Here is a 22767-nt window from a genome sequence, read left to right as displayed (position 1 = left end):
AACGCCGTCGTGTCTTTGTGAACCACAATAGTCTGCAGGATGGCAGAATTGTCGCATGAGATTACGTCAGACACCACTGAACGATGCACAACTCACGGTGCTGCGTTGGATAGAGGATAACTGCCCCGCAGGAGTATTCGACGATTGGTCGCATCGAAGTTCTGCTAAAGCGTTGTCGAACCGCGGACTGGTATCCATCGAGGGACATGGTGTGAACTGGCACGCGGAACTGACCGAGGATGGCGTGTATTACCTTGAACACGGAGAGTATCCGAACCACGAACCGATAGACAACGCCACCAAGGCCATTCCCGAAGACACGACGAATGTCTCAACAACAAGTACGAAGATGCCCCCGATCAGAATGCATACCACTTCCAAGAGGAAAACGCAGAGGGTCGGACCTACGCAACAGATGATGATTCGTCTCGCGACAGCCGGGGTATCGGGAATCACGGTACCGCATACGGAGAGAAGAACATACGGCATACTCATCGGCATCGCCAAACGCTATAACAAAATCCCCAAGGGCATGCGGATCACGATGGAAGACCACTGGGAAGACGGAAATTGGATGCTGACGGTGACATTGGAGCCTCTGCCTGCATGGCAGACCCGAGTGCTTCCAAACGTTACAGTGCCCACCGATCTCGACAATGCCAGCCCTGTAACACTCGCATTCAAAGACAGCGGGACCTTCCCAGTCAAAGGAGAGCCGCGTGAACGCGCGCTGCTGATCATTGAGGCACTGGTCACCGAGGCGGACGCGCGTGGGATGAAAACAAAAGCGAAGGTAAACATAACCGTCCTCGAAGGCGGCGACGCTTATCGCTCGGAACGGCACGATGAGGTCGAGTTCGTACTGGGACGTGACAGGTACAGGGTTTGGTTCGTCCAGAAGATGCTGCGACGGCCACATGTGCCGACACGCAGTGAAATATCGTGGGCATGGCGAGGGAAGCTCTTTCCCGATTTCGACGAGATCCCAGACAACAGGTTGTCTTTGGTTCTCAGCGGTGAAGGGGGTACCTTCTTCTCCGACAGGTGGGAGGATGGCGAGGAACGGAGCCTCGAGAAGCTGCTGCCCCAGATCTTGGAGGAGATGTGCCTGCGCCATCAGCGAATGGAGCATGTGCGTGTGGAGCAGGAGGAGGAGATGCGACGAAGACGGGCGGAAAGGGAGGCCGAGAGGGAAAGGCTGGAACGGGAGGCAAAGGAGCTCCGGACCAGACGAGATGCCGCGCGTCGACTCGCCGTGGACGAGTACAAGCGCAGAAAGATCATCGAGACGATGCGCACACAGGCGGAGTGCTGGAGAACGGCAGAACTCATGCGATCGTACGCGGACGCAATCGAGATTTCCGCATCTGCACGCGATGACGGGAAACGACGACTAATGGAGCAATGGTCTGACGATATCCGCAGACAGGCTGCACTGGACGACCCACTTTCGGCAACGCCTTCATGCCCTGTAATTCCCGAACCTGTCGACGCGGACTTAGAACCTCTGATCATGGACATGATGGACGATCCTCAGTAGCCCCACCACCGTGGCGCACGTCTGTACTCGATCCTGACAGGAATCTCCGACGGGTCAAGCGGACGTTCCACAGTAGTGCGATGATTGTACGCGGTGATACGGCCCTTGTTGTAGGCGCGTTCGATATGTTCCACGGCATTGCCGTATCCCTCTTGACGCATCTGCACGAAGAGATCCTCGATGAGCTCGTCGAGTCTCCGCACCTCTGCCTCCGCCGCATCCATCCTTTCCTTCATGGTCACGGCTCTTTGTCCGCACCATGAGCGCAGTAGCTCGTGCAAGGGCCTGCCATCCTCCAAATACCACTGATATTCCGAGGCGGGGTCGGTCGTATACGGCTTGTTATCCCAACTGACCGCAGGACTGCCTTTCCTGCATTTTTCGCGGTATTCCTCCTCATCCTTCTCAATCCAGTCGAGCACCTGCATCGGATTGACACGGCATGCATATCTGGACACGAGCATGGTTCCTTCAGGAGACAGGATGATATCGCCATCCAATCTGAATCCACGGCACTGGTTCAGCAGATCGAAGGCCGTCACGCCTATCAGCTGCTCGATCGCTTTGGTGTCTTTGATGCGGGTGTGCCAGTGGACTGGAAACCACTCGCAGGTGGCCACCTCGTTCGGTATGAGTAGGTCGAACACTCTGCTGACGGCGCTCTCTTCACTGTCCGTCAACTCGTATTCATCGATGCTCTCCCAGTTGCCCATCAACTCATCGAAGCCCCGAACGCCGGACCATGATCCATGCAGTCGCGTACCCGGCACATTCAGTCTGTCTCCCGACTTCACCCCGTCCATGAATTCGACCACATACCTTGGGGTTTTCTTCGAACTGTCTATCTCTGCGATGCGCACCCGTTCCGAAACGGAGTATTGCCGCAGCCTGTAGATCATCTCATCATCGACGTCGACCATGGCATCTCCCTTGTTGCGACGAACCCTCACCTCCCACCCTAGCAATTCGCAGGAGATGGTTCAGCGCGATGCGGGAGAGTTCGATCCTGTCCACACGGACAACGCCTCACATTCTCGTTTATTCGTCTGTCGCGAGCAACACTCGTTGGAGACGAACAAGCATCTTCGTGATTTCAATGAAGGTCAATGCTTCAGATTTGGTTATTTTCGGGGGTGCGGTGCTTCCATGAGCCGCAAGCGGCGACGCATTTCTTAGTTTGTACATATTATGCATGTACTCGATAAAAGGTTCCGGTAGTCCCGACCGCACTTTGTACTCGGGAAGCAGTTTGTGGAAAGTCGCCGATGGTTTGATTTTCTTTCCAAGAACATCCTTGGCCAAGGTCTCGAAAATGACCGTTCCCGCAGCCAGAACCTCCGAATAGTCTCCTCTGTCCGCCGCTGATTCCATACGGTTCAAAACCTGTTTGATGTTGGGGATCTCCTCATCGAGCCAGTCCTCGGGCGCAGAGGACATCTTGACATGTAGAACATGCCTTGAATCATCTATGGTCTCTGAGAAGTAGAACAGATGTCCGCCAGCGCGCAGTACTCTGTTGGCATCGTCCAACGAAATGATCTGCTGACAGATGTAATCGCTTACTGTATCGACGAATTCTCGAGTGCTGAGACCCACGAAAACTAGCTCAACTCGCGCTCGTAGGTCCTCGCTCGCCAGGTCCCCACGTTGATCAATGTCAGCCATAGTGTCAGGGCCAGGACTGTAGATGCGCCCTCCGTTGACCTGGTTGGCTATGTCGATGACTCTGACCGCTCGGATGACCTCTTCATCCACCCACTCTCTCACCAGTCTTTGGAACCGTAATCTAGTCGGCTGCAGTATGACCTCGTCATCGAGATCTATGTCATCATCAAGTGCCGCAATCATCATCGCCTCCCGTTTTCCAATGTTGAGCAACAAGGATACTGGATGTCACATCTCATACGGCATTCGCAGCATTGGCGAACTCTTGTGTTTCAAAACGGGTACTCCCTACGCAAGGGCGAGTTCCAGGACTAAACACCTTACCTACCGTCGTTCAGTGCAGGATTGTTGTCGGCGTGCAAACAGTAAACCTGGACCGCACGTCAGGTTTGATCAACACAGACAAGCGGATTGTCATAAACAGGATGGAAGGCCATGGGCAGCGACTTCATCCGTATATCGCCTTGAACACCGCATCAATGTGAAGATTGCAATGCTCTGAGCCGTGTACTAATGCCCGTAGATAGATCATGCTCTGGCGCTCGGAGAAACCGCGGATACCATCCTTGCCACAAGTGCGGTATCTGCCAGGGCGAACAGCTTAGACTTGCGTTTCAGACGTGCTAATTTCAGATGTCTTGGATGGGACCGCTACTCGTTTGAAAACATATCTGAGAACATCCTGCAGCTGCACGAGCACCAAGGCCGTCAATATCCATTTCAAGGTGTCCTTGTCAAGGAGCTGCACTCAAGAAGGAGTCGGACCGCGCCAAAGCCGAGGCGGATCTGGTATACGACACCGAGAAGGCGGTACGCACCCGCGAGCTCAGGGTTGCAGAACAGGACTCGCAGATCGCCGCAGAGGAGCGCAAGATCGACCTGGCGGAGCGTCGGCGAAAGTGCGTGAAGGCCAGCTTGACGCCGAGGTCCGCAAACAGGCGGAGGCCGATCGCTTCGCGGCGCAACAGCAGTCGGATGTACGGCTGTACACCCGTCAACGAGAGGCGGAGGCGATTCAGGCAGACGCCGATGCCGAGCTGTACCGACACCTCAAGGAGGCGGAAGCCACGAAGACCAACGCCATCGCGGAGGCGGCGGCAATTGAAGCGCGGGGCGAGTCCGAAGGAACCGCGGTCAAGGCGCGGGGCGTTGGCGAGGCCTAGGGACTCAAGGCGCAGGCGGAAGCCTACAACGCCATGAACAACCCCGCTGGTGGTGGCCCAAGAATGTGTCAAGGCCCCGCCAGAGTTGGTGCGCGCGGCTGCCGAGCCGCTATCCAAGGTGGAGTTCCATCACCATGTACGGCGAGGGCAACAACTCGAAACTCTTGGGAGACACCACACGCACGGTCAGCCAGATCAGCGAGGACCTCTCCGATGCCATTGGCATCGATCTCAAAAGCATCATCACAGGCCTGCTCGCGGGTCGCGTTGCGGGCGAGACCGCGAAGGGCGAGTAAGGCGACAACGAAGCCGCTGACGAGACAGCAATCATGGAGATGTCTCGTCAGCGGCTTCGTTGCGTTCCAGTCGCGAGTGGCTGGAGATCAATACGGTCGCAACAGTTTCGATAGGCTGTCGGCGTCAATCAGTACGTGTCGTTTTGTCGGCTTGTAGTAGATCAGCTTTCCCGAGTACATGAGCTTCTCGACGTATGAACGCGAGCATTTCAATATGTCCATCGTCTCCGTGATGGTGAGGGTGCTGGGCAATGTCCGCAAAGCCGTTCTCGTCTCTTACGGGGGCGTCTTTCGCCCCGTTCGCAGAGTGTTATGCGTCCGCGTGCGACTTCAGCTCGTTGTCCAATGCTTCGATGTGTGATCGTAGATCCACGCATCGCTGTTCGAGCTCTTCCAGAGCGTTCCTTGCTTGGTCAAGTTCCGCTTTCACTGTTGCGCTGGTGCGCTCCATCTGACGGATGTCGGGTGAGACCAAGGCTTCAAAGACGCGGTCGGCGAGGCTGGTGGACCCTTCCTCGGTGGCGCGCTGGTAGAGGGCGAGGCTGATTTCCGCGTCGGCGTGACGGCCATAGCGTTGCACCTCTTTCGGTGTTCCTCCCTGCTGGGCGGCTGCGGTGATGGCGGTGGCCCTCAAGGTGTGAAAGTGCAGGTCGGGTCGGTCGGCCGTCACACGGGCTTTCTCGAACTGTCCGCGCAGACTGTTGGGATTCATGATCGCCGTGGTGCGTGGTGCGATGAGCTGCGCGTCGGGTTCCCGTGCGCAATGCGCTTGCATGTGCAGCTGCAGGATGGGGATGAAGGCTTCGGGGATGATCTGGTAGTCGGCGCTGGACTCGGTTTTAGGCTCCTTAAGCACCAAGGCTCCCGTATCGCCCAAGCCCCTGCCTATCGAGTGCCGCACGTACAGGCGTCGGTGTGCGATATCGATATCGTGCCGTTGCAAGGCACAGATCTCGCTGATGCGCAGGCCGAACACCGCGCCCAGATAGATCGAGATGCGTGAATAGTCAGGCATGTGCTCGTAGATGGTCTGCAGTTCGTCTGCCATGGCCGCAGGTATCAGCGCCTGCTGCGATTTCGGCAGACGAGGGTTGGCGCGGGTGCAGGGATTGTGTTCGATGATCGGCGGCTGCCCGTCATGTGATGCGCTCGCCTGCTTCATGATGGCCTTGAGCACCTGATATGAGCGGCGCAACGCATGAATACCATCCACGTAACCCCCGTCAAGCCAAGTGTTGACAGATTTGGCATCGATATCCACTAGACGCTTGCCGCCGAAATACCGGTTCAGATGGGCTATGGCCTCACGTTTCTTACGCAGTGAGGACGGTGTGAGCACCTGGCCATCCGCCCCGCGATACCCGTCAAGGAAGGCTTGCGCGTAGTCGGCGAATATCACGGATGATTGCTTCTCGGCATGCTCACGTTCGCTGGGATGTGTCCACACCGCCTTGCCGAGCTCGTGAGCGGTCACCAGCCGGTGCTCGTCCTCCAGCCAGTTCTCGGCGCGAAGCTTCTGATCTGGCTTGAAATTCCGCTGCACCCGTTTCGACGCATCCAAAGGATGCACATACCTCGCCTGATAGGCCGTCACCTCACCACGGGCGTTCTTCCGCGTGAGGATCGTGCCCCAGTCGTTGCGCTGCTCTCTGCGTCTGGCCATGACGTACCTCGCTGTCCGCCGATTCAGGTGCACCTAAACATGCACCTATCTAGACCATAATCATACGGAAAGGTACGGAAACAGGCTTATAGGCAATAATGTGTGTCTGTTTTGGGCTTGTATGTGTTGTGGTTGTAGGTGTGAGGCTGGTTTGTGTTTGGTGGGGTGGAATACGCACTCGGCAATAATGTGTGTCTGATATTGGCTTTCATGCCTTGTGGGAGTAGGGCTGGGACTGGTTGGTGTTTGTTGCTTTCATGGGGTGATGACCAGACCCTCCTGTGCTTCCTGTAATCGTGTGATGAAACGCAACGGCACCACCAGTGCGGGGCATACCCGTTGGCGGTGTCCCTCATCTGAATGCGGTGCTTCCAGAACGGTGAAACACCAGCGTGACGGCGATGATCTCATAGTGTTTCTGGACTGGCTGTTCTCCAAACGAGCGCAGGGCGAGACCGGGATCAAGCCCCGCACGTTCAGGCACCACACCCGGTGGTGCTGGGATTTGTGGCCACCGGTGCCCCTGGTTGATGAGATCCACCACGTGATACACGTGGACGGCATTCATCTGCACCGGCAGGCCGTGGTGCTGATTGCTATCGCTGACGCCCGTGTGATCGGCTGGTATGTGGCGCGTAGGGAGACATCGGTCGGGTGGATGAACTTGATGCGCGTATCGCCCCGCCCGACGTGGTGGTGTGCGACGGGGGCGGCGGACTCCTGAAAGCGCTGCGTATCGTATGGCCGGATACGCGGGTGCAGCGCTGCCTGTTCCACGTGTGCATGAACATCAGCGAACTCACCGGGACGAGACCGCGCCTTGAGGCCGGCAAACAGTTACGCAAGCTCGCTATCGGCCTCAGCCGTGTGACAACCCGAGATGATGCCGCCGCATGGCTGGTGGCGTACAACCAGTGGGAACAGGACTTCCGCGAGTTCCTTGACGAGCACAGCCGATACGCTGACGGCAGCATCGAGGACACTCACCAGCGGCTCGTGAAAGCCCGACGCATGATGCGCAGACGCATCAGGGAACACCACTTGTTCACCTTCCTGGATGGCAGGCTCACCCGGGATGGCACGGTACCGGCCACGAATAATCTCATCGAGTCATGGAACGCGCGACTACGCGACATGATGCGCCACCACCGGGGACTGCGCCTCATCCGCAGGATCAAAGCCATTGCCCGGTGGTGCCATCAACACAGCCGGCATCCCCAACCCATCGCATGGCTCGCCGTCAACGGCATCACCGACCAACAGATTGAAGACCTCTACCAGAAAGCCTGGGAATCAAGCCCACAAGGAGCCTACGAGACATACGGCATCCCCAACAGGTACGGCACCGGCATCAACTGGAACGAATTCCACACCACCACCCCATACCCAAATGGAACCAACTAACACGAAGACACACTTTTTTGCCTACAACCCCAAACCAACTAACCCCGGGACACACTTTTTTGCCTATAACCCCAAAGTACCGCCTGAAGCATACTGCCATATGAAAAACGACCACCCTTTGCAGGATGGTCGTTTTCGTCGATGTGGAGCTAAGGGGATTCGAACCCCTGACCCTCTCCATGCCATGGAGATGCGCTACCAGCTGCGCCATAGCCCCGTGCTTAACAAGCCTTTGATAGGTTACACCGAGCGCTTCATCATCGCAAATCGGTGTGTTGTCCAGCTTAATCCTCAAGCCGTCATACGTGTAGGGATTCCCGTGACCCTCTCTCACCTAGATACTCGGAAATGGCTCTATCCCAACGCCCTCGACCACTTCATCATCCAGGACTCACCGCGAATCCCTACAAAACGGGGATTAACAGGGATTAACGGGGATTTACGGCGATTTACGGGGATTCGCGTGAATTAAGGCTCTTCTCTTGTTGCCGTGCAAGGCCTGAATACACTAAATGCACTAAAAGGACAGCTTTTCGGAGAAATTATTACCACATTGCTGTCCTTTTAGTGCAGTTATCTGGCTCTTCACTCCTCGGCTTGGGCGCTCCCCGTAGATGGAGAGGAAGAGCTTTTCTCCGAGGCTGCGGCATTGTTGTTTCCGCCACTCGTACTGGACGAGCTTGTCGGTGCGGAGGATGTAGGCGACTGAGTCGGCGTTGCCGTGGAAGTCGAGGGTGACGGCGTCGAGGTCGGCGTCGATGTGCTGCTCGACGAGCTGTCAGACGACGATGTTGGCGAAGACGAGGACGAGCTTGAAGAGGACGGCGTGCTCGACCCGCTGCTTTCACTGCCTCCGCTCTTGCTGCCGGTGTCATCCGACCCCTTGGTAGGTGTCGATTCTCCGCTGGGCGTGGTCTGCACACTGCTCGGCGTCTCGGTCGGGGTGAGCACCCGGTCAGTGCCTTGCCCGCCGGTAACGGCATAGATGATGCCAGCGGTGACGCCCACTGCCAGCAATGCGCTGACTATCGACACGATAATCACATTACGTTTGATGTTCTTGCTGTCGCCATGATTGGCAGTCGAAGCTTTTCCGGCTTTCCTGCCGGGTATATGTGCACCTTGCGCCTGAGAGACCTTGGCTCCCGTCACATTCGAAGCGATGCGGGGCTTATCTCCAGCGGCTGCGGCCTGCCCGGTCGAGGCGCCTGTATCCAATGAGGTTCCGCCATTGCCTTGCCCGAGCACGGAAGTGGAATCCGACGTAGCCATCCGCGTCACTGCCGGATCGATCACCTTTGTGGAATCGGTGACCGGTGGCATCACATGTGTCTGGGAATCGCCGGACGTACCGGCATCTGCCGCCTCGGCGTCCGCGATTGCGCCTGCCAGTCCGACAATCGTTCGCGTCGCCTCGACATCGCTGCCATTATCGGCTGTCGTGCGACTATCTGAGGTTCCGGAAGTCTCCTGCTCACCGTCGCCGGAAGAACCGACCGTATCGTGCAGCTTCTTGCTTGATTCATCCAACACGTTTTGATATAGCTGCGACGCGAAAGCAGAGACGATTGAGCCGACGGCGACACCGATCACCGATCCTGCTATTCCGATTCGTGAGGACAGCAGAAAGGCCGTCACTGCCGCCAATGCTCCTGCGAGTATCTGCACCCATGAGATATCGTGGAAAAACCGCTTCAATCTATACCCCTTACCGCCTTCTGCACTACCACTGCGTTCTGTTCCGTAGTATGGCAAGCCAACATGAGAGAAAGGATATTATCGGCCAGAAGTTTGCGGATTCTCCCACTTTGACGTCTGCGCCACGGCGGGTCCCTGATTGTAGTCGACCATCCGCCAGCGGTCCGAATCCTCAATGCCCTTCAGCGGTATCAGACGAGTCCAATGCGCATTGCGCATGGAAATGAGATTCGCAAAGTCGTCATACACTTTATTCATGCCCAGCAGGGTCTGCAGGGTCTGTGAAATCCATGCTCCGTGGGAGAACACGAACAAATCCGTATCATCGTCCCCTTGTGACGACCATTCGTTCAGGGCCTCGACTCCCCTGAGCCCGACATGTTCCTTGCTTTCCGCACCGTGATGCAGCTCTCCGCCTTTGAATTCGAGCCACAAGCGGTAATCCTCCGGCCACTGTTCACGCATCTCGTCCAGCGACAGTCCTTCCCAGGCACCGAATGCGCGTTCCCTGACACGAGAATCGGGGTGCACTGTCAGTCCCAGGGGATCGGCGAAGGCGTGGGCAGTGGCCATGGCACGGCCAAGGTCGGAAGCGATGACGATCTGTTTGCGCCTACAGCCATTACCTTCGACGTACAGGGAGTTCAAGGCTTCGGCGGTCTGCTCGACCTGCCATTCCCCCACCGAATCGAGAGGAATGTCAATCTGCCCTTGCAGACGTCCCGCAGCGTTGTACGAAGTGCGTCCGTGACGCACCATGGTGATGGAATGCACGTGACGCCCTCCGAGATGAGTGCCCATGTCAGCGCTCCTGTGGTACTGGGGCCGTGACATCTTCCGATGAGTCGGCCGTGTTGCCCGATTCCTGTGACTCCTGGTTCTCTGCCTTCGCTGCGTTCTCTGCATTCTCAGCGGCATCGGAGGGTGAACCGGCTTCAGGCAGCTGCAGGTCGATCTTGGGGCAATCGCTCCATAGGCGTTCCAAGGAGTAGTATTCGCGGGCGTCCTTATGCATGACGTGGATGACGAAGTCTCCATAATCCAGCAGCACCCACTGAGCGTCCTCGAGCCCTTCACGGGTACGTGCGTCTCGCTGTCGCTGAATGTGGAGTTCCTTTTCAATCTCCTCAGCGATGGCAAGCACCTGACGCTCGTTGTTTCCTGTGGCCAACAGGAATATATCGGTGATAGCCAAAGGCTCGGTCACGTCGAACGCGACGATATCCTCTGCCTTGACCTTATCGGCCGCCAACGCGGCTATTCTTGCACATTCAATCGAATCCTGGACTGCGGGCACGTATTTGCCTTTCACACTAATCGGTACTACTCACTATGTCAGAGACATGTCATAACAATCACGACATGACCGACATGACTGCGAGCCTTCGCTCGTTTGAAGGTCCTGCCACCATTATCCGGTATGGGTCGTCAATCGTCCTGCGTTGTGCTGGACGCTTAGCGCTCCCACCGGGGTTTCCACTCCTCCACCACATGCTGCGTGTTTTCGGAATAGACCATCGCATCATCGGGCACATCATGACGAACCACGGACCCTGCTCCCGTGGTGACGTGGTCGCCTACCGTGACAGGAGCCACGAAAACATTATCGGCACCCACATGCACATCCGAACCGATGGTGGTTCTGTTCTTGTGCACACCGTCGTAGTTGGCGACGATGGTTCCGCCGCCGACGTTGGAATGCTCTCCGATGGTCGCATCACCGACGTAGCTCAGATGTGGGACCTTGGTGCCGTTGCCGATGTGTGCCTTCTTCATTTCCACGAATGCCCCGGCCTTGCTGTCTTCGCCGAGTTCGTTTCCTGGACGCATATACGTCCAGGGGCCGATATTCGCTCTGGCACCCACATGGGACCCCTGGATGCGGGACCGTTCCACAACCGCGCCTTCGTCGATTCTGGCGTCGATAAGGGTCGTATACGGTCCAATCACCGCATTGCCTCCAACAACGGTCGAACCTTGTAGGAAGGACCCGGGAAGAATCGTCGCATCCATGCCGATCTGTACGTCGTCTTCAATCCAGGTGCTGTCAGGGTCGAGAACCGTCACGCCTGCACGCATCCAATGCTCACAGATTCTTCTGTTGTGCTGCTTGGCCAGCGAGGCCAGCTGCACGCGATCATTGACCCCCTCGACGCTCAGCGGGTCCTTGGCCTGAAACGCTCCGACCGAACCGGTGGAGGTGGCCTGTTCAAGCGCATCCGTGAGATAGAACTCACCTTGGGCATTATCGTCGTCAAGACCGCTGATGGCACGGTTAAGCACTTCAGCCTCGAAGACATACACGGAGGTATTCACCTCGGTCACTGCAAGTTCGGTGCTGTTGGCATCCTTCTGCTCCACGATGCGGAGCACGTCACCGTTCTGGTCTCGGATGATGCGACCGTACCCTGTCGGATCCTGCAGCGTCGCGGTCAGCACGGTGGCCCCGTTACCGCTGTCGACGTGATACTCCAACAGGTCACGCAGTGTGTCGGCATCCAGCAACGGCATATCCGACGCCGTAATCAGTACCGGACCGGTCAGCTCACCATCGGCGTCAATCTGCCCCATGGCGCATTGGACAGCCCGTCCGGTACCCGGAATGTCATCCTGGTTGACGATAACCGCCTGCGCATCGGCCGCCTGCACAGCCCCTGCGACCCGCTCGGCCTGATAGTGCACCACCACGGCCAATAGTTCCGGGGAAAGCGCCGACACGGATGACATCACTCGTTGCAGCAGGGTCTTCCCTGCCAGAGTATGCAACACCTTGGGCTTTTCGGAACGCATGCGGGTTCCTTCACCTGCGGCAAGAATAATCGCGGCGGATACTGCCATCATTACCTAGATCTCCACTTCTCCACTTTGCGCTACGTCAATCAAATCCTTGATGCCGTCCAGAACCTTGTCGGGCCTGAAGGGATAGGTCTCCACCTCGTCACGGGAGGTGATGCCCGAAAGCACCAAGAAGGTGTTCAAACCGGCCTCGACACCGGCAACCACGTCGGTATCCATCCGGTCACCGATCATGGCGGTGGTCTCTGAATGCCCTCCGACACGATTCAACGCGGTACGGAACATAATCGGATTCGGCTTGCCGACGAAGTACGGTTCGCGGCCGGTGGCTTTGGTCACCAGCGCTGCGACAGAACCCGCAGCGGGCAATACGCCGTTTTCGCTCGGCCCGGTGGCGTCTGGATTCGTGCAGATGAAGCGTGCGCCTCCGAGAATCAGACGAATCGCCGTCGTGATGGCCTCGAAGGAATAGGTCCGGGTCTCTCCCAGAATCACATAGTCCGGGTTCGAGTCGGAAAGAATGTACCCGGCCTCATGCAATGCGGTGGTCAGACCTGCCTCGCCTATCACGTAGGCAGAGCCCCTGGGCACGGTACGGGCGACGAAATCGGCTGTGGCCAACGCCGACGTCCAGATATTCTCCTCGGGAACGTCGATGCCGCTACGGCTCAAGCGTGCCGAAAGATCGCGCGGAGTGTAGATGGGATTATTCGTCAGCACCAGAAAGCGTCGTTCGTTCGCCTTGAGTGTTTCGATGAATTCGGATGCACCTGGAAGAGCCGTGTTCTCGTGGACGAGCACACCATCCATATCGGTGAGCCAGGTTTCGATGTTCTTTACAGCCATACCGCCCCTTTCAACGTCACCATCAATCCCCGGAATTGCCCGGTGGTCACCGGGACCGGAGCTTACTCGCTCCCCCACCTGGATTCGAACCAAGACAAAGGGTTCCAAAGACCCTTGTGCTGCCATTACACCATGGGGGATCAGCGGGACGCATCCCGCAACAGTTCATTATGCCATGACTTTCAGGTTTTCACACCCGCCGTGTCTTGACATCACGAACAAGTTTCAGTTGTCGTTCGTATACCTCCGAAAGGCGTGATACGAACGCTCAGGCGAACAGGAATCCCTGTCCGTGATGCTCCGGGTAGGTGTCGAAAAGCTCGGCGACGGAACCATCGTCGAATACGGCCTTGATGGCGCTGGCCAGCAAAGGAGCGATTGACAGCACGGTGAGTCCGTCCCAACGCTTCTCTTCGGGAATCGGCACGGTGTCGGTCAACACGACCTCACGTGCACCGCAGGACTTGAGACGTTCGACCGCAGGCCCGGAGAGCACGCCGTGGGTTGCTACGACGGTTATCGACTTCGCACCCGCCTCGCGCAGCACCTTGCAGGCTTCGACGATGGTGCCGCCGGTGTCGATGAGATCGTCGACGAGCACGCAGTCCTTGCCGTTGACGTCACCGACAACACGATTGGCGACGGCCTTGTTCGGCCGAGTGATGTCGCGGGTCTTGTGGATGAAGGCCAGAGGACCTCCGCCCAGACGCTGCGCCCACTGCTCGGCTACACGGATACGTCCGGCATCAGGTGAGACGACGCTGATGTTGCTCAAATCGAGGCGGTCACGAACATAGTCGACCAGAACAGGCATGGCGATCAAGTGGTCGACGGGACCATCGAAGAAGCCCTGGGACTGTGCGGCATGCAGGTCGACGGACATGATGCGGTCTGCACCGGCCGTCTTCAGGAGGTCGAACATCAAGCGGCAGGAGATGGGTTCGCGGCCGCGGTGCTTCTTGTCCTGACGGGAATACCCGACCAAAGGACATACGGCGGTGATGGAACGAGCCGAAGCACGCTTGAGCGCATCAATCATGATGAGCTGTTCCATAATGGCCTTGTTGATGGGCGCGGCATGTGTTTGCAGGACGAAAACGTCGGCACCACGCACGGATTCCGTGTATCTGACGTACATCTCGCCATTCGCGAAGTCGTACGCAGTGGTTTCCAACACCTCAATCCCGAGTTGCTCTGCCACATCTGATGCTAGTTTTGGATGCGCTCTACCGGTCACCAAAATGAGGTTTTTATCTGGATTTCCCTCGAGGATTGTGCTCACCATTTCTCCAAACACGGGTGTTGTTTTTTGCAGCGGACAATCACACATACTAACCCGTCACACTGACAGCAGGCGTGTGGCAACGGCGTGCCCCAAGTCGGCTCTAGGATTCGCCGTACAAGCCGTGCTTGGCGATGTACTGCACCACACCATCCGGCACCAGATACCACACGGGCTCGCTTCTGGTGCAACGCAGGCGAACATCCGTCGACGAAATCGACAGGGCCGGAATCTCGAGAGTGTCCACGGCACCGGTCGGAAGGTCCAGACCTTTGAGACTGGAGGAATACCCAGGTCGTGACACTGCGACGAAGCGTGCGAAATCCCACATCTTGTCGGTGTCCTTCCACCGCATAATCTCCGCAATGGCGTCGGCGCCTGTGATGAAGAACAGCTCCGCATCCGGCCGCAGGGCATGAATATCGCGAAGCGTGTCAATCGTGTACGTGGCTCCCGGGCGTTCGATATCCACTCGTGAGACGGTGAATTTCGGGTTGGACGCCGTAGCTATCACCGTCATCAGATAGCGGTCCTCGGCATTGGTCACCGCACGTTCAAGCTTGAAAATAGGCCGACCCGTAGGAACGAAGATGACCTCGTCCAAATCGTAGACCCATGCCACCTCCGAGGCGGCAACCAAATGCCCGTTATGGATGGGGTCGAAGGTACCGCCCATAATGCCCACTCTGGGAACCTTATGGCGGTTCCCTCTGGTGGATAGCCTACTGCTCTCCCTCTGGATAATGCCTTCCGGCAGCATGGATGCATCCGGTTCTGATTGCTTGGTGTTCACCTGTCAGGCCTTCGGGTTCGCGGGCTGTTCTGCTGCGGCTTCGTCACTCTGCGTGAGTCGCTCGATATCCTGAGCCGTGGGATTGACATCCATCGGTTCTATCTTGTCCATGTCCTCGTCCCACTCCTCCTGCACCACGCGCCTGATTTCGGCAAAGGTGGGCAAGGGGAAATCGGGCTGGTACGTGCGTCTGACCTCGGCCACGCATTCCGTAATGCGTATCAGTGTGTCGGAAAGACCGTCGATATCGGAGGATTTCTCCTGAATTCGGAATCGTGGAATGTACCCTTCCATGGCCTTAATCTGTTCACAGACCTGCGCGAGCCCGTTCTCGTCCGGAACCGTGACCTCGCTCGCATCCTCGTCCGGCCATCCGATGAGCACCGCATCCGCATACTCCAACGACGCTCTGTGCGCAGCGGAGGGAATGCCGTCCTCGATTTGCACGAGGAACACATACCGCACGAGGCTCAGTCGTTCGGATGCTATGCGAAGCCATGCCGTGGGCTCCCCAAGAGAATCGTGAAATAGCTTCTCAATCTGCTCGTTCATGCACGTACCTGCCCGGTCCCGTATCCTATCCATTTGGTTGTGGTCAGCTCCTGCAACCCCATCGGCCCTCTGGCATGCATCTTCTGCGTCGATATGCCCAGTTCCGCACCAAGGCCGAACATGCCGCCGTCGGTGAACCGTGTGGAAGCGTTGACCATGATTACCGCCGAATCCACCGATTTGGTGAATTCCTCGATTGCAGAGTAGTCCTCGGAGATGATTGCCTCGGTGTGGCCTGTGGAATGGGCATTGATGTGCTCGATCGCTTCCTGCATCGAATCCACAATCCTCACACCCATTTTGAGCGCCAGATATTCGGTGTCCCAGTCTTCCTCGACGGCGTGCTGCATGTCCAGTCCCTCAATGCCATTGCCGCCGTTGAGTCCTGCAACGATGTCGTAGGTGCTTTCGTCGACCCGGAGCACCACGTTCGCCATCGCCAGCGCCTTGGCGATTACGGGGATGAAGGTGTCGGCCACGTCACGATGCACCAGAAGCTTTTCCGCGGAGTTGCAGACACCCACACGCTGCGTCTTGGCGTTGAGAATGATTGGCACGGCTTCATCGAGATTGCCCGAGGCGTCGACGTAGATATGCACGTTTCCCGCTCCGGTTTCGATGACCGGAACCTTCGACTGCTCGACGACCGCGCGAATCAGTCCGGCACCTCCTCGGGGAACCAGCAAATCGATGTATCCGCGTGCCTGCATCATCGCCGTAGCACCTTGACGACCGTAGGCGTCAACGGAAGCCACCAGGGCCGAATCGAAGCCATGCCCTTCGATGACGCTGCCGACGACCTGCAGAATGGCGGCATTCGTACGCTTCGCGGCATGACCGCCCCTGAGCAGCACGGCGTTGCCCGATTTCAGCGCCAGTGACGCCACATCCACGGTGACGTTCGGACGTGCCTCGTAAATCATGCCCACCACACCGAGCGGCACGCGAATCTGATTCAGTCGCATGCCGTTGGGCAGATTGTTGCCTCTGACGATTTCTCCGACTGGATCGGCCAAAGCCGCCACATTGCGCACACCCTGGGCCGTGGCCGCAACGCGTTCGACATTGAAACGCAGACGGTCGATCAGGCCTTCATCCATGCCGGATTCGAAGGCATCCTGCACGTCTAGGTCATTGGCGTTCTCGATGTCCGAAGCCTGCTCGACAAGTGCGTCGGCAATACCCACGAGGAGTTCGTTCTTCGCTTCGGTGCTGGCTTTGGAGAGCTTCTGCTGGGCCTGTGAAGCAGCTGTCGCCATTTCGCATACTTCAGCGAAAATCCGAGGGTCCAGCGAATCCTTGTGATCAACCTGTACCGAGGCAACTTGAGTCGCTGTAGTCATCGCCGAATCCTTTCTCCTGCGTGCCGCCCTAATCCGTTTCGGATATGAGCGTTCGGGTGCTTATGCCGAATCGACAGTCAGCTTTCGTGCGATTGCTTTGCAAGCACGAGAGCTCCGGCGTTATGCATTGCCGGTTTGACGCACTGTCACAGTACCGCAATGCGGCGTGGCGCAGGTATTCTTCCGGATATGCCTGCGCCCAGCGCGCCGATTGCTCTGATTGTAAGCCAGTGCCTGCTATCTCGTTTGATTGAGTTCAGGATACAGCGGGAAATCAGCTACCAGCTTGTCCACGCGTGCCTTGAGCGTGTCGACGTCGGCCTGCTGACCTGCTGCTAGGGCCGTGCCGATGATATCCGCCACTTCCTCGAACTCTTTGCTGCCAAAACCTCTTGTTGCGAGAGCCGCGGTGCCGATGCGCAGGCCCGATGCCACAGAGGCCGGTCTCGGGTCGAAGGGCACGGTGTTGCGGTTGATGGTGATGCCGATGCTCGCGAGCAGATCCTCGCCCTGCTGTCCATCGAGCTTGCTGTTACGCAGGTCCACCATCACGAGGTGCACGTCGGTGCCTCCGGTGAGCACACTGATGCCGTTGTCGGCCACATCCTCGGCGTTCAGACGCTCCGCGATGATTTTCGCTCCCTCAAGAGTGCGTTCCATACGATTCTTGAAGGCCGGGGTTCCTGCCACGCCGAAAGCAACTGCTTTACCTGCGATGACATGCATCAGCGGGCCACCCTGCTGACCGGGGAACACAGCGGAATTCAGCTTCTTCGCATACTCCTCTTTGGCGAGGATGAAACCGGAACGTGGGCCGCCCAGCGTCTTGTGCGCTGTCGAGGACACCACATCGGCGAAGGGCACTGGACTCGGATGAAGCCCTGCGGCTACCAGACCTGCGAAGTGCGCCATATCGACCCAGAATTTCGCGCCGACCTCATCGGCGATTTCCTTCATCGCCTTGAAGTCCTCGATACGTGGGTAGGCGCTCCATCCCCCGATGATCATCGCGGGATGCGTTTCCAAAGCCCGTTGACGGATGATTTCGGGGTCGATACGGAAGGTCTCGGGGCTCACGCCGTATGCCTCGGCATGGTAGAAACGACCGGAGAAATTGATTTTCATGCCGTGCGTCAGATGCCCGCCATGGTCGAGTGCGAGTCCGAGAATCGTATCCCCTGGTTTCACCAGTGCCTGATAGACGGCCGCGTTGGCCTGCGCGCCCGAATGCGGTTGCACGTTGGCGTATTCGGCTCCGAACAGGTCTTTCGCACGCTGCTGAGCGATGGATTCGATTTTGTCCACTTGTTCGCAGCCACCGTAATAGCGACGACCCGGGTATCCCTCGGCGTATTTGTTGGTCAACACCGAGCCTTGTGCCTGCAGCACCGCACGCGGTACGAAGTTTTCAGAGGCAATCATCTCCAGGCCGTCCTGCTGTCGGGAAAGCTCGGCGTCAAGAATCGTCGCGATTTCCGGATCGGCATGGGCAATCGGGGCGTTGAAGATGTCGACGGCGTCGTTGGTGTCCGCGGTCTGTACAAGGGACTCGTTGGTCATTGCTATGGTCTCCCCCCAAACGGTGAATCGCATGCGAACGCATACGTGATGTCAGTGTATCGCCTGAAAAGACCTGTGATTTGAGATAACTGCCATAAAAGGACAGCTTTCCCGCCAAATATTTGCCGAATTGCTGTCCTTTTATGGCAGTTATCTCCTTTCCTGGCATTTTGCTTGCCCAGAGCTGCGGTTAGACTCGGTAGCAGTCGGCCTGGCTTGCCAGTAGCCGGAATCAGACTCCGAATGACCTAAGGATGCCGAGGATTTTGACCGTGAATACCTTCCATAGCACACGCAGCACCACAGATTCGCTAACCGCGAAGCAGGCCATTCGCAAAGGCATCGCCTCCGACGGAGGTCTCTTCGTCACGGATGCGCTCGGCGAGGAAGCCGTAGACCTGGGCAATCTGGCGGACAAGTCCTATCAGGACATCGCGGTTGAGGTATTGGGCAAACTTCTGCCGGACTTCTCCGATGAGGAACTGCGCGACTGCGTGACCGAGGCGTACGGAAGCCAATGGTCCGATTCCGCAATCACTCCGCTGAAGCCGCTCGGCGATGATTACGTGCTCGAATTGTTCAACGGCCCGACCAGCGCCTTCAAGGACGTGGCTTTGCAGATACTGCCGCGCTTCATGACCAAAACAGTCGAGGCGAACAGTACCGGGGATGAGCGCGTGATGATACTCACCGCGACTTCGGGCGACACCGGCAAGGCCGCTCTCGCAGGTTTCGCGGATGCTCCGGGAACCGGCATCACCGTGTTCTACCCTGAAGGTCAGGTCAGTGAAGTTCAGGAATTGCAGATGAGCACACAACGCGGTGAGAATGTCGCCGTGTGCGCGGTCAGAGGCAACTTCGACGACGCTCAGAGCGCGGTAAAGCGTATCTTCGCGGACCGGGAACTCTCCGAACGCTTGGCAGACGACGCGAACACGGTGCTGTCCTCAGCGAATTCGATTAACGTCGGCAGGCTCGTCCCCCAGGTCGTCTACTACTTCGTCGCATACGGGCAGCTGCTGTCCCAGCAGGTTATCAACGTCGGCGACGAGGTCGAGTTCTGCGTGCCTACGGGCAATTTCGGCGATATCCTCGCAGGCTATTACGCACGTCGCATGGGACTGCCAATCTCCAAGCTCACCGTGGCCAGCGACCGCAACAACGTACTCTTCGACTTCCTCTCGACCGGTGTATACGACCGCAACCGTGACTTCTTCACGACCATCTCCCCCAGCATGGATATTCTCATCTCATCCAATCTGGAGCGCATGCTGTACTACTTGTCCGAAGGCGACACGGAGCTGATTTCCTCCCTGATGAAGGAGCTGGCCGATACCGGACGCTACGAGATACCAGCAAATCTGAAAACCGCTATCGACAACATATTCGCCGGTGGCTGGGCCGATGAGGAACAAGTGAAGAACGCCATCCGCGAATGCTGGGAGACGAACCATTACGTCATAGACCCGCATACCGCCTGCGGCTACCACGTGATGACCCACACCGAGGCCGACCCCCTCACGCCCCGCGTACTGCTCTCGACCGCCAGCCCGTACAAGTTCCCGCGCGTGGTGAATGAGGCTCTTGGACTGGATACTCCGGCAAGCGATTTCGCCTGCATGGATGTGCTTTCCGAATCCACCGGTACCACCGCGCCCAAAGCCTTGAGGGCATTGGAATCCGCTGAGATTCGCTTCCACGATGTGACCGATATCGACGGCATGAGTGCCTATGTCGAGTCGGTTGCGGAGCGGCTCGATACAACATCAGAACGCTGAACCATCAGATTCAAGCTTTCTAAGGATTCCTCGCTACTCGACGAATCCAGCAACTATTAACCTGTGCAAAAGAGCATGCGAAGCAGTGCAATCCGAGTGCTTCACGTGCTCTTGTGCACAGTTTCGCATGTAACACGTTCCCGTGAATGAGTAACTGTGCATAACAGCACGTGAAGCAGCTTGATTTGCTGGCTTCACGTCCGGTTGTGCACAGTTCCCGGAGACAAGGGTCAGATGAGATTCGCGTCACGCTCGGCCCGCTTGGAGAGGACATACGGGCGGACTGCGAACACCAGAATTAGAGCACCGACAACGAGCAGGATGAGAATACCTATACCACCCGTGTAGGGCAGGTTCGCCAGACTCCACGCAGGGTCGAGGACCGCGACATGGCCGCCGTCCTCGGACACGTTCGCCAGATTCGAACCCGAGGATTCATAGCTGACCGCGGTCACTGCACTCACATCCTCATTCCACGTGGGAACAGTCCCAATCACGAAATCTGACACTTTGAAATAGCCTGACGGGGCCACGGTCTCCTTGAACGACAGCTCCCGTGCCTCCACGCCTTGCAGGGAGAGTTTGCCGCCCGCGCCGGTGGACACAGTCGTGACACCCGTCTCGCCCTGAGTCGCCAGACGATACTCACCCTCACCGGCCAACTTCACAAACTTCAAGGTCTGTTCATCGCGTGACACCTCGAATTCAGCGCCTGCCAGTTTCGTGGACAACGCATCCTTATCGGCCTTCACCACATCCACCCGGAAGGAATACACCTTGGACGAAGCCTGCTTCCACTCAGTTCCAGCATCACCGTCAAGAGTCCAGCCATCAGGCAAGACCGCACTTTTCGTGCGGGTCAACGTGACAGTATTCGCATTCGCCTTCACATCGGCAGGCTTCGACAAGAGAGCATCCGTCTGCAACACCGCCGAATAGCGGATAAGCACCGTCTTTCCAGACATCCCGGCACGCAATACGACCTGGGAAGAACCACCCTCAGCGAACAGCTTCCCCACATTCGACACCTTCAACGAATCCTCGGTGAAGGTGATATCACCAGCAAGCTCACCGCTCACATCCTGCGTATCCAACAGCACGCTCACACCACGAGACACATCAAACTTCAATGAACTATCAGGCGAATCCGCCACGTCAAACACATACTCGTCGGACGACACCCCATCAGGAAGCGAAGACGGCACCGGAACCTGCACCTCGAAATCCACACGAGACCCCACATCGAACCCATCCGAGCCGGGATCATTCACCACGAACTTCGCCACATCCGTCACCGTGGTCTTCAACGCCGCCTGACCCAATCGGGGTTTACCGTTAACGCCCGCATCCGCGAAATCCACCATCCCATCCTCGACCACGTCCTCCATCGCCTCGTTGAACACCTTCGTACCCACGATAATCGGCAGGGACGTGCCACTGGAATCCACAATCAGATACAAGCCCGGACCAGACACCGGCAAGGTCACGGGATTACCAACAGGAGCATCCAAACCATTCAGACTGCCCTGCACCCCGCCAAGAACCTCATCACCATCAGCGGTCACTGCATCCGCCAACGCCCTGGCGAACAGTTGAAGCCTGCCAGCATACGGACTGAACGCCGAAGTCACATCATCACTAGCCGGGTCAGTCGGATACCCAAGCCACCGAGACGCCACCCAGCCAATCGGATTACCCGCATCCACATCACTGCCGCCAGCCGTCTCGGCAGCCGTCTTCAACACCGTGCCCAAATCCTCGGGAGTATCCAAACGCACACTCTTCAACGCTCCAGTCTGCGTGAACGCCACCTCGTCATACTCGCCGATACGGTACGCCTTCAACGTACCCGTCGTAGTACCAGTCAAATCGATACCAAATGAAACGGGAGGTTCCGGCATCCTCACCTGCCAGCCTTGTATCGTGCCCTTAATAGGTGTGGTGGCTCTGTTCGTCCAGCCACTTTCAGCATTACCTTGCTGCTGACCCCAAATATACAAGTCATATTCACTATTTGAATCAGTCATTAGATTCTTTGGCAACTGCATGTTTCCAGAGGTATTCGTACGCCCAGAACCAAGAACAACATCATCGGTCGTGTCTAATGTCTCTTTGGAATCAACCACTTTCCAGCCCATACCTGAATGCTCATCCAAATTTGAGAGACCGCTCAAACTCAACGAATATGAACCTTCATCCTCGAGCAAATTAACATCCCATGTAAGCAAATTCTTATTTGTTTCCACATATGTCATTTGTAGATTCGCTGAATCGCTCTGTTCCTGCGTATCGCTCGCGGCTGTTAACAAAAGATTGGACAAATTCAACCGCAAGGCAGGACGGAAACCCAATTGACTATATATGGGCTGCTTGAGGGCATCCCCAGGA

The 22767-nt window shown here is 57.2% G+C and carries 18 protein-coding genes, 2 tRNA genes and 2 pseudogenes; 5 read left to right on the top strand and 17 right to left on the bottom strand.

Annotated elements, in window-relative coordinates; genetic code table 11:
• Positions 1-55: 55 nt before the first annotated feature.
• Entirely contained in the window at positions 56-1540 is a 1485-nt protein-coding gene (locus tag DB51_RS09760) for a hypothetical protein (RefSeq protein WP_051867282.1), read from the top strand.
• Here the strand turns inward: DB51_RS09760 and DB51_RS04780 are convergent.
• Both DB51_RS04780 and DB51_RS04775 read right to left on the bottom strand, forming a co-directional pair.
• Positions 1534-2460 (bottom strand): hypothetical protein, encoded by a 927-nt coding sequence (locus DB51_RS04780; protein ID WP_051867281.1) that lies wholly within the window; start codon positions 2458-2460, stop codon positions 1534-1536. The genes DB51_RS09760 and DB51_RS04780 overlap by 7 nt on opposite strands.
• 118 nt (positions 2461-2578) lie before the next feature.
• Positions 2579-3418: a hypothetical protein gene (locus tag DB51_RS04775; protein WP_156958234.1), complete on the bottom strand. Its 840-nt coding sequence runs from the start codon at positions 3416-3418 to the stop codon at positions 2579-2581.
• Positions 3419-4104: 686 nt separating this feature from the next.
• Here DB51_RS04775 and DB51_RS04770 point away from each other — a divergent pair.
• Both DB51_RS04770 and DB51_RS10180 read left to right on the top strand, forming a co-directional pair.
• On the top strand, positions 4105-4368 hold the full coding sequence (locus DB51_RS04770) for a hypothetical protein (protein ID WP_034252235.1): 264 nt from the start codon (positions 4105-4107) through the stop codon (positions 4366-4368).
• Positions 4369-4502: 134 nt separating this feature from the next.
• The gene (locus tag DB51_RS10180; RefSeq protein WP_156958233.1) at positions 4503-4664 is read left to right on the top strand and encodes a hypothetical protein; all 162 of its coding nucleotides are present in this window, start codon (positions 4503-4505) and stop codon (positions 4662-4664) included.
• Positions 4665-4751: 87 nt separating this feature from the next.
• Here DB51_RS10180 and DB51_RS10605 read toward each other — a convergent pair whose 3' ends face one another.
• Both DB51_RS10605 and DB51_RS04765 read right to left on the bottom strand, forming a co-directional pair.
• Positions 4752-4916: a helix-turn-helix domain-containing protein gene (locus tag DB51_RS10605; RefSeq protein ID WP_432762352.1), complete on the bottom strand. Its 165-nt coding sequence runs from the start codon at positions 4914-4916 to the stop codon at positions 4752-4754.
• Between the two features lie 58 nt (positions 4917-4974).
• Complete coding sequence (locus DB51_RS04765; RefSeq protein WP_034252232.1) at positions 4975-6327, bottom strand: site-specific integrase; 1353 nt, start codon at positions 6325-6327, stop codon at positions 4975-4977.
• A 265-nt stretch (positions 6328-6592) separates the two neighbouring features.
• On the opposite strand from DB51_RS04765, the pseudogene DB51_RS10020 reads away from it, so the two are divergent.
• Positions 6593-7731 (top strand): annotated as a pseudogene (locus tag DB51_RS10020) (IS1249 family transposase).
• Between the two features lie 144 nt (positions 7732-7875).
• On the opposite strand, the gene DB51_RS04750 reads toward DB51_RS10020, so the two are convergent.
• The 12 genes and pseudogenes from DB51_RS04750 to glyA form a co-directional block, all read right to left on the bottom strand.
• Positions 7876-7948, bottom strand: a tRNA-Ala gene (locus DB51_RS04750).
• Positions 7949-8316: 368 nt separating this feature from the next.
• The gene (locus tag DB51_RS04745; protein ID WP_156958231.1) at positions 8317-9429 is read right to left on the bottom strand and encodes a hypothetical protein; all 1113 of its coding nucleotides are present in this window, start codon (positions 9427-9429) and stop codon (positions 8317-8319) included.
• A gap of 78 nt (positions 9430-9507) precedes the next feature.
• Positions 9508-10230 carry a histidine phosphatase family protein gene (locus DB51_RS04740; RefSeq protein ID WP_034252228.1) on the bottom strand — a complete coding sequence of 241 codons (723 nt, stop codon included), beginning with the start codon at positions 10228-10230 and terminating at the stop codon, positions 9508-9510.
• A gap of 85 nt (positions 10231-10315) precedes the next feature.
• A pseudogene (rsfS, locus tag DB51_RS04735) lies at positions 10316-10726 on the bottom strand (ribosome silencing factor); the annotation flags it as partial.
• 158 nt (positions 10727-10884) lie between these two features.
• Positions 10885-12267: a bifunctional UDP-N-acetylglucosamine diphosphorylase/glucosamine-1-phosphate N-acetyltransferase GlmU gene (glmU, locus tag DB51_RS04730; protein WP_034253805.1), complete on the bottom strand. Its 1383-nt coding sequence runs from the start codon at positions 12265-12267 to the stop codon at positions 10885-10887.
• A 6-nt stretch (positions 12268-12273) separates the two neighbouring features.
• Positions 12274-13071 (bottom strand): HAD-IIA family hydrolase, encoded by a 798-nt coding sequence (locus DB51_RS04725; RefSeq protein WP_034252224.1) that lies wholly within the window; start codon positions 13069-13071, stop codon positions 12274-12276.
• Between the two features lie 69 nt (positions 13072-13140).
• Positions 13141-13211: transfer RNA gene (locus DB51_RS04720), tRNA-Gln, on the bottom strand.
• A 128-nt stretch (positions 13212-13339) separates the two neighbouring features.
• The gene (locus tag DB51_RS04715; protein WP_034252222.1) at positions 13340-14356 is read right to left on the bottom strand and encodes a ribose-phosphate diphosphokinase; all 1017 of its coding nucleotides are present in this window, start codon (positions 14354-14356) and stop codon (positions 13340-13342) included.
• 100 nt (positions 14357-14456) lie between these two features.
• The gene (nadD, locus tag DB51_RS04710; protein WP_034253803.1) at positions 14457-15113 is read right to left on the bottom strand and encodes a nicotinate-nucleotide adenylyltransferase; all 657 of its coding nucleotides are present in this window, start codon (positions 15111-15113) and stop codon (positions 14457-14459) included.
• A gap of 36 nt (positions 15114-15149) precedes the next feature.
• The gene (locus DB51_RS04705; RefSeq protein WP_034252220.1) at positions 15150-15698 is read right to left on the bottom strand and encodes a hypothetical protein; all 549 of its coding nucleotides are present in this window, start codon (positions 15696-15698) and stop codon (positions 15150-15152) included.
• Entirely contained in the window at positions 15695-16957 is a 1263-nt protein-coding gene (locus DB51_RS04700) for a glutamate-5-semialdehyde dehydrogenase (protein ID WP_162174645.1), read from the bottom strand. The genes DB51_RS04705 and DB51_RS04700 overlap by 4 nt, the downstream gene beginning before the upstream one ends.
• Positions 16958-17278: 321 nt before the next feature.
• The gene (gene glyA / locus DB51_RS04695) at positions 17279-18601 is read right to left on the bottom strand and encodes a serine hydroxymethyltransferase (protein WP_034252217.1); all 1323 of its coding nucleotides are present in this window, start codon (positions 18599-18601) and stop codon (positions 17279-17281) included.
• A gap of 254 nt (positions 18602-18855) precedes the next feature.
• On the opposite strand from glyA, the gene thrC reads away from it, so the two are divergent.
• Entirely contained in the window at positions 18856-20379 is a 1524-nt protein-coding gene (gene thrC / locus DB51_RS04690) for a threonine synthase (protein WP_156958229.1), read from the top strand.
• Positions 20380-20609: 230 nt separating this feature from the next.
• Here the strand turns inward: thrC and DB51_RS10290 are convergent, their stop codons facing one another.
• The gene (locus DB51_RS10290; protein WP_162174622.1) at positions 20610-22247 is read right to left on the bottom strand and encodes an isopeptide-forming domain-containing fimbrial protein; all 1638 of its coding nucleotides are present in this window, start codon (positions 22245-22247) and stop codon (positions 20610-20612) included.
• Positions 22248-22767: the final 520 nt, after the last annotated feature.

It is taken from the genome of Bifidobacterium crudilactis, from assembly GCF_000738005.1.
GTDB classification, from domain to species: Bacteria; Actinomycetota; Actinomycetes; order Actinomycetales; family Bifidobacteriaceae; genus Bombiscardovia; species Bombiscardovia crudilactis.
The sequence above is the reverse complement of the archived record's forward strand: the minus strand, read 5'-3'. Positions and strand labels throughout refer to the sequence as shown.